At 55.1% G+C, this 914-nt stretch carries 1 protein-coding gene; it reads left to right on the top strand.

The genetic code is table 11. The features are described from left to right. Positions 1-222 precede the first annotated feature (222 nt). Positions 223-914, top strand: a 692-nt coding sequence (locus AC3WLP_RS27840) for an IS110 family transposase (RefSeq protein WP_491131992.1), incomplete at its 3' end; no start/stop codon positions are given.

The raw sequence follows: 914 nt of genomic DNA, 5'->3' as shown, positions 1-914 counted from the left end.
CAAGGCCGCTTGTGTCTTGATGGGGGATTAGAATCTGGAGTGAGAGCGGTGAATGGCAAGCTGAATGCCGTAGGTGCCTTGAGCACGTGTGGGAGCACAAGCTGCCATTCACCGTTCCACTTTGGCGAGAGCCCGAACAGTTGGATGCGGCTCTGATCTCGAATCACAAGCGTGGGCCAAGCCAAAGTCCTCTCACTGTGTTGAGTTTAGGAGGTTTTGGTGATGGCTTCCTTCTTGGGTATCGATGTTTCCAGTCTCTCCCTTGATGCTGCGGTGCGGCCACAGGGCATCAAAATGCATTTAAGCAATGATCCCACAGGCTTTGAGGCGCTACTGGAGAGCCTTCGCAAGCTCAGTATCAAGCGCGTCCTGTTAGAGGCGACGGGTGGCTACGAGCGAGATGTCATGCGTTTTCTACAGGACGCTGGCTACAAGGTCATACGCGTTAATCCCAGGCGAGCCAGGTCATTCGCTGACTCTCTAGGCATCAAGGCCAAGACTGACGCCATCGACGCCGAGGTTCTGGCGCACTATGCCGAAGTCATTCCAGATCAACCCTCCCTGCGAATCAGCCCCGAACGAGCGCTTCTGCGAGAGTTGCTTCAGCAACGTGATCGGTTGGTTCAACAGCGAGATGACGACCTGCGGCGCCTGAAGCAGGTGCAATCGACTGCAGTTGCTAACTACCTGAATGCCAACCTGAAACACTTCAAAGCGCAGATCAAACTGGTTGAGCGTGAGATCGAACAGCAAACCGCGATGCTGAACGACGAACGGGTTACCCAACTGATTAAAGTGAAAGGCATTGGGATGGTGACAGCGGGCAAGCTAGTAGCGCTGCTGCCGGAGCTGGGTCGGGTTGAATCCAGAGAAATTGCCTCCCTGGTCGGAGTGGCGCCCTTCAACCACGACAG

The organism is Pseudomonas sp. FW305-E2 (genome assembly GCF_058782925.1).
Note: the sequence above shows the minus strand (reverse complement) of the source record. Positions and strands in the feature narration are given on the sequence as shown.